At 37.2% G+C, this 9853-nt stretch carries 10 protein-coding genes and 1 pseudogene; 2 read left to right on the forward strand and 9 right to left on the reverse strand.

What is annotated here, in order from left to right; genetic code table 11:
- Nucleotides 1-13 precede the first annotated feature (13 nt).
- From BM000_RS05555 to BM000_RS05565, 3 genes are all read right to left on the reverse strand, one after another.
- Nucleotides 14-820, reverse strand: a complete 807-nt coding sequence (locus BM000_RS05555; RefSeq protein WP_091495675.1) for a MurR/RpiR family transcriptional regulator — start codon at nucleotides 818-820, stop codon at nucleotides 14-16.
- Nucleotides 821-1050: 230 nt separating this feature from the next.
- Nucleotides 1051-2487, reverse strand: coding sequence for a glycoside hydrolase family 1 protein (locus BM000_RS05560; protein WP_091495677.1), 1437 nt, complete (start codon nucleotides 2485-2487; stop codon nucleotides 1051-1053).
- Nucleotides 2488-2744: 257 nt separating this feature from the next.
- Nucleotides 2745-3605, reverse strand: a complete 861-nt coding sequence (locus tag BM000_RS05565) for an alpha/beta fold hydrolase (protein WP_091495679.1) — start codon at nucleotides 3603-3605, stop codon at nucleotides 2745-2747.
- Nucleotides 3606-3793: 188 nt separating this feature from the next.
- Here BM000_RS05565 and BM000_RS05570 point away from each other — a divergent pair, with 188 nt between their 5' ends.
- Together BM000_RS05570 and BM000_RS05575 are read left to right on the forward strand one after the other, a co-directional pair.
- Nucleotides 3794-4384 (forward strand): CGNR zinc finger domain-containing protein, encoded by a 591-nt coding sequence (locus tag BM000_RS05570; RefSeq protein ID WP_091495681.1) that lies wholly within the window; start codon nucleotides 3794-3796, stop codon nucleotides 4382-4384.
- Nucleotides 4385-4469: 85 nt separating this feature from the next.
- Nucleotides 4470-4922 carry a GNAT family N-acetyltransferase gene (locus tag BM000_RS05575; RefSeq protein WP_091495683.1) on the forward strand — a complete coding sequence of 151 codons (453 nt, stop codon included), beginning with the start codon at nucleotides 4470-4472 and terminating at the stop codon, nucleotides 4920-4922.
- An 87-nt stretch (nucleotides 4923-5009) separates the two neighbouring features.
- Here the strand turns inward: BM000_RS05575 and BM000_RS05580 are convergent, their stop codons facing one another.
- The 6 genes and pseudogenes from BM000_RS05580 to BM000_RS05605 all read right to left on the reverse strand — a co-directional run.
- Nucleotides 5010-5657 (reverse strand): hypothetical protein, encoded by a 648-nt coding sequence (locus tag BM000_RS05580; protein WP_091495685.1) that lies wholly within the window; start codon nucleotides 5655-5657, stop codon nucleotides 5010-5012.
- A 238-nt stretch (nucleotides 5658-5895) separates the two neighbouring features.
- Nucleotides 5896-6378: a DinB family protein gene (locus tag BM000_RS05585; protein WP_091495687.1), complete on the reverse strand. Its 483-nt coding sequence runs from the start codon at nucleotides 6376-6378 to the stop codon at nucleotides 5896-5898.
- A 452-nt stretch (nucleotides 6379-6830) separates the two neighbouring features.
- Nucleotides 6831-7214: a hypothetical protein gene (locus BM000_RS05590; RefSeq protein WP_091495689.1), complete on the reverse strand. Its 384-nt coding sequence runs from the start codon at nucleotides 7212-7214 to the stop codon at nucleotides 6831-6833.
- Between the two features lie 364 nt (nucleotides 7215-7578).
- On the reverse strand, nucleotides 7579-8715 hold the full coding sequence (locus BM000_RS05595; protein ID WP_245751584.1) for an anti-sigma factor: 1137 nt from the start codon (nucleotides 8713-8715) through the stop codon (nucleotides 7579-7581).
- The gene (locus tag BM000_RS05600) at nucleotides 8705-9178 is read right to left on the reverse strand and encodes a sigma-70 family RNA polymerase sigma factor (protein WP_342708152.1); all 474 of its coding nucleotides are present in this window, start codon (nucleotides 9176-9178) and stop codon (nucleotides 8705-8707) included. Before BM000_RS05600 ends, BM000_RS05595 begins: the two co-directional genes overlap by 11 nt.
- Nucleotides 9179-9674: 496 nt before the next feature.
- Nucleotides 9675-9853: pseudogene (locus BM000_RS05605) on the reverse strand (IS200/IS605 family transposase); the annotation flags it as partial.

Consider the following 9853-nt stretch of genomic DNA (forward strand, 5'->3'; position numbering starts at 1 on the left):
TATTCAGCTGAGTCTACTCACTCCCCTTATTTAAGTAGCGATACCGTGCAATAATTAGATCGGTAATAATTTGAAACATGACCGCATGTGTCTGATAATTAGTCTGGTGCGGAAAAATAATCGCGTCACTAACAAATGGCAGGGTAAGCACTTCTGGATTGGCTGATAGCACAATAACTTTTGCTTTCGTTTGTGAAAAACTATTTTTCTTTGGCGTGCCTGTGCGAATTTGCTGTTTGGTTAAATAATCGCCAGAGTTAGTGAACACAATTATTAATGTCTCCTCCGTGGCATCTCGTAGAAATGCATCTTGGGCCAGGTCATTTTGAAACGTGGTAATAAATTTGCCGTTATAGGCTAATTTGAGCTGAAAATCTAAAGCAGCCGATTGCGAAAAAACAGCACCTAATGCTACTACTTGTTTATGTCCGTAAATGGCTTTAGCGAATCGATCTATTGTCGAGAGATCAATATTTTCCTTAAAATAATTAATATCTTTTAGAATTGAATCGAAATAGTGATCATAACCATCCTCTTCCATTAACGTGATAATGTTAGAGATGTAATTTAATGGATTATTGAACCGATTCTCAACAAAAGCCGCATTGTCCTTCAAATCAAGATAATCATCAAATCCTAAGGTACGGGCAAATTTTGAAATAGTAGATTTTGATACGTCGCATAATTTGGCTACCTCTCCAATACTCAATTGATGGATGGCTTGATAGTTGCTCAGCATCGTCAGCGCGATGTGATGATTAGTCGTTTCAGAAATTTGTCCGTTTAAGAAGACGATGAGCCTAATAATAAGTAACCCCATTAGACCGCTTCCTTTCCATTAACTAAATTTAACCCTTATATATAGATGATACACTACCTTGTTATGATTACCATGTAAAGAAATTTACAGCCTTTTTAATGCACAACATGATGCTTGGCAGCTAATCGCCCAAAGGCACCTTTTGTTCTATAGGGTAGAACAGAAAGAAAGAATATCACTATTCGAGCGTGACATTCTTTCTACACAGAACTATCTTGTTAAATCATAGCCTAGCTTTCATTGTTCACAAACACTGAAAAGTCTCTATTCAAACCATTTGTTTGAATAATTTGCCGATAATAATTAAAGCTCGCTTTCTTTGTTCGTGATAAACTTCCTGAACCATCATTCAGTTTATCGACGTGGATAAAACCATAACGTTTCTCCATTTCCCCAGTTCCGGCCGAAACAATATCAATTGGCCCCCACCATGTATAGCCTAAAATATCAGAGCCATCCTTAATTGCTTCAGCCATTGCAGCTACATGATCATTCAAGTAACGCATTCTCTCCTTATCGATAATCTGTCGCTGCTCATTAAATTCATCTCTCACGCCAACACCATTTTCGACAATAAACAATGGTTTTTGATAGCGATCGGTTAATTCATTACAGACATAACGAAGAGCAAGTGGATCAATGGGCCAGCCCCATTCGGTTTCCTCTAAGTATGGATTTTTCTTACCTAGCAAACCACCCGTATTACCTAATATCTTCATCCCTGCTTCATGCAAGGAACTACGATAAAAGCTAAAGCCTAAATAATCACACGTTCCTCTGCTTAAAATAGCTAAATCAGCTGGTTCAATGACTAAAGCTAATTGATTTTCCTTGATAATGCGATCAAAATACTTAGGGTATTCCCCTCTTAATTGAACATCACTATAGAACAACGATCTTCTTCTTAGCTGATAAGATTCAAAGACATCAGCTGGATTACAGGTTGCTGGATAAATTGGGCTTAATGAAAGCATACAGCCAATTTGATTAGCTGGATTAACCGCCTTTCCATTCAGAACCGCCTTTGCACTTGCAACTAGCATATTATGACTTGCTTGATAAATGCTCTGTAATTTCTCTCGCTCATTGGTAATAGCCGTCACATCGATGGCCGCTGCCAAAAACGGGATGGTATGTGCATGATTAATTTCATTAAACGTCAGCCAGTACTTTACTTGATTCTTGTATCTGTCAAAGACAACCTTCGTATAACGATCAAAACAATCAATTAATTTCCGATTAAGCCAACCACCGTATTCGGTTACTAAATGTAACGGGGTTTCAAAATGTGATAATGTCACAACTGGCTCAATCCCTTTTTCCTTCAGCTTATTAAAAAGCCGATCATAAAAAAGCAATCCTGCTTCATTCGGTATAAGTTCATCGCCTTTTGGAAAAATTCTTGACCATGCAATTGAGGTCCGAAAGCATTTTATGCCTAGCTCAGCAAGCAGATCAATGTCTTCTTCAAACCGATGATAGAAATCAATTGCATCATGACTTGGATAATGCGTATCTTTTTCTAATGCTAAAGATACTTTACCAATGCGCTGTGCTCCGACCGGTAAAACATCCGCTATACTTAATCCCTTTCCACCTTCTAAATAAGCACCTTCTGCTTGGTTGGCTGCAATAGCGCCTCCCCATAGAAATTCTTTTGGAAACATGCTGTAACCGCTCCTTCACTTTTCATTTAGCTAATGATATCAACGTGTTGCGCATATACTTTGTTACTTAAATTATAGTGTAGAGCTTAACGATGGAAGCAAAAGTTCGCAAATACGAAACTCCTCCTTTATAGCACTAACCTTAGCAAGATGGTAGTTGTGTCTTTTTAATGGACTCAAGCTAAAACGGTATTGACTCTTCAAAAAAGAAAAATCAATACCGTTCTGTAATTAGTAGCAATAGTGATGCCTTGATCCTATTTCAACCGATCTTTTAAAAACAGCTTTATCAAATTAGCACTTGTTTCTAAATCTTCCTCTAGTGGGAAATGGCCCGTGTTGAGCAAATGGACATCACAATCGTTAAGATCGTTTTGGAAAGCCAATGCCCCTTGAGGTCCGAAAAACATATCATTTTTGCCCCAAGCCACTAAAGTCGGCGGTTGATAGGTTCTGAAATACTTATGCCATTCTGAATACTGCTTTACATTATTCTGGTAATCATAATATAAAGCAAGTTGAATCTCATCATTCCCGGGACGATCCAGCACAAATTGATCCATATTCCATGCATCAGGACTAATCCGCTCTGGATGACGTGTTCCATCGGTATATTGATGCTTTGTGAAGGCTAATTCTAATAGTGGTCTTAACTTATCCTTGTTCGCCTTAGTTGGCTGCTCCCAATAAGCGCGAATTGGGTCCCAAGCCGCTAATAATCCTTCCTCATAGGCATTACCATTTTGAGTAATGATCGTTGCAATTTTTTCAGGGTGCTTGACTGCTAATCTAAAGCCTACTGGAGCACCATAATCATGGACGTAGATACTGAATTTCGTTAAGCCTAGCTGGTCAACAAACTCAGCGATTAGCATTGCCAAATTACTAAAGCTATATTCAAAAGTGCTCATTGCTGGTTGATCACTATTACCAAAACCCGGATAATCTGGTGCTACAACGTGATACGTGTCACTCAATTTCGGAATTAAGTTTCGATACATATGCGAAGAAGAAGGAAAGCCATGAAGCAATAAAATTGTTGGGTTGTTGTTATCCCCAGCTTCTCGATAAAAAATATTAATATTATTTACCTTTGCTGTTTTGTATTCAACTACCATTTTTCTCACCTCGTCATTTTTTTGGTTATCAAGCTACTTGTGAGTTAACAATACCTCCTATCCTTATAGCGGCTATTTGTATAACCTTTATAAATTATTTATAAAGGTTATAACATTAACCTAACACACCTTTTATAACTTGTAAATGATAATTATAAAGGTTATAATAAAACTGAGGTGAACGTACTATGGACAAACAAATTTATACACTAGGCGGAGCAGCTTGGATCAACCTAATTAATACCGCATACGTTTCTAATAAGCGAAAGATTGACATATTAGACAATTCAGCAACAACCCTTCATTGGCTGGTAGAAAACGAGCTATTATCTGAAACAGATTCGCTCGCATTTGCTAAAGAGGAAAGTAGTGATCTAATAATTAGCGACCTGCAATTTATGCGTGAGCTTAGCAAAAGTATGCTATATGACCTCGAACAGCAAGGCAGCTTATCTCAAGATACTACTGAACAATTTAATAATTTGATTAAACAGGTAGACGTTAAGTTAACTCTTGATTTGGGGTCTAATAAATTAAAAGTGGTAGCTAAGGGGTTAACAACGAGAGATCATGTCTTGTACCAAATTATTCAATCTATCATTCAAACCATCGAAACAACTGCCGTTAGTCGGATTCGAAAGTGTGAGCATGCCGAATGTCAGCTCCATTTTGTTGATACATCAAAGTCAGGAAGACGCCGTTGGTGCAGTATGGAATTATGCGGAAATCGCCAGAAGGCTGCCGATTTTTATGCGCGGAACAAGAAGAAGAGGAAGTAATGCTTTATATGTGGTGGCTTTAATCCATTATGGAGTAGTTACGTTTATTTTTTTAAAACAGCATTCTATGAAGGAGTGATGACTAATGACTATTAGACCTTATCAGGAAAAAGATAACGACAAGATAATTAAACTCGCTGATCGTTTTAGTGCGATTCCATTTATGACACACAGGAATCAAGAGGATATGGAGCAAAAACAATTAGAGCTAGCCAAAAAGGCGATCTCTTCACGTTCGTCTGATATCTTTGTGGCGGAAGAAAATGATAATTTTCTCGGCTACATAGAATTGACTGAAGTTAGTGATTATTTCACAACTGATAGCGTTGCATATATTTCGGCGATTGCGGTAACACATGCTGGTGAGGGCAAAGGAATTGGAAAGCAGTTAATGGAAAAAGCAGATCAATGGTGTTTAGCTAAAGGCTGTAAGTATCTTGCTTTAGATGTATTTACGGCAAATGAACAGGCCATTAATTTTTATAACCACTTGGGGTATCAAGCGGAAATTGTGAAGATGGTTAAGTCACCCAAGTAATGTGACAAGCAATTAAGTGTAGCAATATGTTTAGTTACATTTTATTGCTTGATCTATCTGCTACATAAAAAAAGCTTATATTACCAATCATTTATTATTAAAAATGCGGACCGGTACCTCTGACAAATACTCTATTTCTCTACAATAAGCAAACATCTTATTATCCTTTTTATTTAGCAAAATAAGCCATTGATCTTCCTCTACCGCTTTTAACCTGAATACTTTATAGCGATCAGTTTCATCAGCTAACGTCAACTCAGTTTCAGTGATGAAATCTTCCAATTCAGCATAGTGATAATAGTTTAGCTCATCCATTATATATGCCTTACGTTTATCTAGATGGAGATCATTAAATAACGAAATCGGCATCGTTCTCACGTTTTCGTTAACGTATAAGCTATTAATGGTTTCCATAACCGCACTCATGGTGACTCCTAGATAAGCATTTTTTGAAAACCCCTTTATACTGTACATACGCCCTTTGTTACTAAATAAGTTAAAGACATCAAGTGCTTTAACTGGTGAATAACCGTCATAAACGGTTCCAAGTTTTTGATCAGTCTCATAGGCTCCAGCAGAAGCGACCTCAATGTAGCGATTACCATTATAATGCAGCTCAGCACTTATATTGGTTTGCCCAGTATATTCAGCTTTATTCCTTGTTTCCAAAAACAAAAAGAATACGAGACAGATGAGTAACAGCATTAGCACTAATAAGATATATTTGCCCTTCAAATAATCAGCTCCTAATAGACAGATCGCTTATTAAAAATGCTCAACTTTAAAAAAATCCAGACTACCTGACCTTGCTAGCATAAATTCATTGTCATTATCAAGTACGTTACTGTTGCATGATAAAAAGGCCCCTTACTTAAGCAGAGCCTGATGTGGACGAATACGCTTCAATATATGAAGCGGTAACCAAATGCTATTTAAAGGATGCAGAAGCATTGTTGCACAACACGCCTTATTGTTAACTTTTAAACGAGAGTGTGATCAGTTCCTTAAGCAGCTTTATCTTCTCATAATGCATCCCTTCATGATATAAGCAAAAGCTGAGAAACTCTTCAACAGTAGCGAGATGTAAGCCTTTTGAAGTGATATATGATTCTACGGTTGTTTCACTTAAACGACCTTTGAAAGTTGATTCAATTCGATCTATCTGACCTTCTAGCAACGCAATGATCTCTGAAAAATCAACGTCTATTGTGCCATCACTTTGTGGCTTTGTCCCCGGACGAAAGGACTCGGCAAATGATTCAGGCATCAATAGGTTTTCCTTTGCAAAATGAAAGGCAAATCGCTCGTGGTTGAAATAAATATGCCCTAGATTCCACTTAATATTATTGTTGGAGCCTACTGGAATGATTTCAGACATTTTATTCGTAACATCTTCAACATCCCTGAGTGTATTAGCCCGGACAAACCGTAATTGCGTAAAAAGATAGTCACTCATGTTAGATTCCTCTTTTCTGCTTTTAAATGCGTTGTTACACAAGCTGCTTACTTATCTATATTTTACCGTAAACTACATCGATCGTTTTCTCGAATTATTGTAGCCAATTGATTTAGCTCACCGGCATTGACTAATGCTTCTTTTTAACATAAAAATAAATTTTAACTGTTACACTCACGATGAGGACCAAAAGTAGATACCCTAAAAGAAATGCTGTTTGCGATAAATACTTCGGCACTACCAAGGGAAAACATGCCATCACGCCCAAAAAAATCGGTGTGAGGATATAAAACATATTTTTCTCCAAGTAGTTAACCTCCTTATATAGGAGCAAAATAGCTTACCTAATGCACAATAAACTTTTGAAGCAATAGCTTAAATATAGCGGATGGACTATGCTGAGACATTATCGTGTCAATCTGATTAAAGTAAAGGCCCCTTTTTAAGAGAGCTTACATATATGTGAAAATTAAAAAGAAGGGTAGAAAAGAAAGTAACAGCAGTGTGATTAACCCCATCATTAAAGCAATTAACGGGTTGTTTCGAAACTCAAAGATAGTTCCAATTATACCCGCGATCATAGTAGCAAAGTACATCCAGTCAAATAGGGTCTCTGATTCAAAGAGATTGAACATAAAAGCACTAATAAAACCAATTTGGAAGATTAAAATCGCGATTGTAAACATATTACCACGATAACGGGTTGTCTTGCGCAAATGTTGACGAACTAACAGAAAAATTAAAAGTAATGACATTAATGATGTAGCACCGAGCGTTATTGAAATGGGATTAAAGGTTGAAAAAATACCTTGATAGGCAATAACCATTATTAACATACTCACTCCTCTTTTTAAAAGAACGACGTTTTAACTAGACTACATACTCTTCGTTAAAGCGGGCTAGCTAAAACTAATTATACTACATAACAATGTGCATTTTTTTACAATTAGCCGAATTATTGTGAACATTTTCGGTCAATACCTATTAATGTATTAGCTTGCTTGTTGCCCCTTTGATCGCATTAATAAACAGAGGAAGTAAGATGAAGCTAGATAATGTGCTTAGGATTTTAGCTACGCTAAAATAAATCTTTACTCGGTCGTTGGTTAATGATCCCCCACTTAGCATACTTGGATTCTCCTGTTATCCTTGAAGTGGGGGACTTACAGTCAGTCGATTCCCAATGATTCACTCATTTAGTTATTCCCAATTCCAAAAGGCCACTTCATCCACTTCTAATTGCGCAATACGGGGTTCATCTTGTAGTTTTAATACCTCTTTGGTTGGGCCGGTAATAACAGCGCCATAATTCTTAACGCCATTTTCTTCTAAATAAGCAATGATTTCTTCAAGATCATATATTCCTGACATCAAGTTTTCGGCTTTACGTTTATGATCTTTTAAAAAGTACAATGTTTTCATAAACTGTTCATGCAACATAGCCTGATTACCCTCATTGTATTCTGGCGAAGAACGCAACTCTGAACCTAATGTACCAAACCACGTCTTCTCTTCCTCTTTCTCTATTAAGACCATGTCATCATCATGCCAAATTGGATTGCTGGGGAAACCAATGGGATTCCAAATAACATCATTACCTTCACTCAATCCCGTATCTACTGCATACCATTCCACGAACAAATCACGATCCGCAAATAAGGCTTCAACATCTCTCGTTTCCATCAGTTGATCAAATGATACATAAGCAGATACAACGGTCCCCTCATGCAAATATTCTAACTGATCCCAATCCGATAAATAGTCGTCCCCATCAGTTGGATAATAAAAATTAGTGCTATTTTGTGCTTCCTGCCCATTGTATTCACGTATCGGAACACCCATAAAAGAAAATAAAAATTTTACATTTAATTCGCCAACCTTAACAGACTCAGATCCCACTTTTTTCATAAGGTCCCGACTCATATCCATATTAAAGTATGGGCCAATACTTGAGCCACTTGATGCTCCAATATAACCGTAAGGCTCTGTAACCGTTAATGTTAAATCAATGATTTCTCTATAAACATCATTACGATTAGGAGAGCCTACTTGGTAATACAATCCTGAAATAATTGTCGCAATGATTGTAAAAACGATAAACAGACCAATTGCAGACAACGCCGTTTGAAATCTTGCCTTCCACTTTCCTCTCCAAATAATGCGTCTCTGTTTCTTCTCATTCATAACAGGGGCAGGTTGCTGATCATCATGCCCTTCTAAAAACTCTTGATACTGCTCTAATTTAGTTAATTCTTCTTCAAATAAGGCTAACTCTTCTCCTTCAAGCTCCCCACGTTCGTATTCCATTAACTTTTTTTTAAACGCTTCACTCATCATCCGGCACCTCTCTTTTCCTAATGGCCTGTCTGCCACGAAATAATAAGACTTTAAAATGGGCTTTCTTGACGTTCATTATCTGCGCCGCCTCCTCATAAGATAGTTGATGAAAATCACGGAGAAGCACCGCAACCTTATACTTTTCAGGTAAATCAGCCATTAGAGCAAAAACATCTTCTACAGCAAGCTGCATCATAACTTGATCCTCTGGCATGATCATCTGATCCACTTGTCGATAAAAGAAACGCTCTTCCTTTACCACAATTCGCTTATGCTTTCTATAATGGTCAACAAAAGCATGATGCGCAATGGTCAACAACCACGACTTAATCTGCTTACCCTGAAAATTCTCCAAACCAAGATGCGCACGTAAAAAGGTCTCTTGGACAAGATCCTCTGCTGTATGGTGATTCCGACTTAGGGAGAAGAGAAAAAATAAACATCCCGAAAGTACAATTGATATAAATCATCTATGTTATCTGGCATCCCCTCTCCTCCCTTCAACTATAAAACGAATCTTAATAATGAAAGTTACAGATTACTATTTAAAAAGATAAAGTTTATATTTTTTTGCGTGAGCTTAGTAGTTCTTAAAGTCTATTGTCAGTGCTATTTGCAGCTTTAAAATTGAGTTTAATCAAAAAGGTCTGATATAGACCAAAAGCACATTTTTTTGGAAATTAATTAAAACAACTTTCTTATTTGTAAATCAGGATAAAATTATTATAATGAATATTAATCGCTTGCCGCGTATTATTTTCACCAGTGGATCTCTTGTCCCAAATAACCCGCTTAGATTCGTTAAAGATTGAGTAGCTATTGCGCATAATCAAAACCACCAGTGTGAACTGGTGGTTTGTTCTGCGGCTGAAAGCCTTTGTTTCCGACCTGGGCCTTAAAGGCCTACTGAACGGTTTCCCCACGCGTACCACATCTACTCGCCGATTCTAAAGAATCGCTTATCTTTTCTTATTTTTTTCTCCTGTGAATGGATCAAATTCCTCAAATAGTGTTAATTGATCTCCCATGTAATCTTCTCGAAGCTGATCCCGAATATAAGCTTCAATTTGCTTTTTATTTCTGCCTACTGTGTCTACGTAGAGGCCCCTACACCAAAACTTCCTATTCCCATATCTAT

It is taken from the genome of Amphibacillus marinus (assembly GCF_900110345.1).
Classification (GTDB): domain Bacteria; phylum Bacillota; class Bacilli; order Bacillales; family Amphibacillaceae; genus Amphibacillus_D; species Amphibacillus_D marinus.

Excerpts from the sequence above, each read along its gene's own strand:
- BM000_RS05590 (WP_091495689.1), bottom strand. The coding sequence starts at position 7,214 with ATGTTAATAATGGTTATTGCCTATCAAGGTATTTTTTCAACCTTTAAT.
- BM000_RS05570 (WP_091495681.1), top strand. The coding sequence starts at position 3,794 with ATGGACAAACAAATTTATACACTAGGCGGAGCAGCTTGGATCAACCTA.
- BM000_RS05595 (WP_245751584.1), bottom strand. The coding sequence starts at position 8,715 with ATGATGAGTGAAGCGTTTAAAAAAAAGTTAATGGAATACGAACGTGGG.
- BM000_RS05575 (WP_091495683.1), top strand. The coding sequence starts at position 4,470 with ATGACTATTAGACCTTATCAGGAAAAAGATAACGACAAGATAATTAAA.
- BM000_RS05555 (WP_091495675.1), bottom strand. The coding sequence starts at position 820 with ATGGGGTTACTTATTATTAGGCTCATCGTCTTCTTAAACGGACAAATT.
- BM000_RS05585 (WP_091495687.1), bottom strand. The coding sequence starts at position 6,378 with ATGAGTGACTATCTTTTTACGCAATTACGGTTTGTCCGGGCTAATACA.
- BM000_RS05560 (WP_091495677.1), bottom strand. The coding sequence starts at position 2,487 with ATGTTTCCAAAAGAATTTCTATGGGGAGGCGCTATTGCAGCCAACCAA.
- BM000_RS05565 (WP_091495679.1), bottom strand. The coding sequence starts at position 3,605 with ATGGTAGTTGAATACAAAACAGCAAAGGTAAATAATATTAATATTTTT.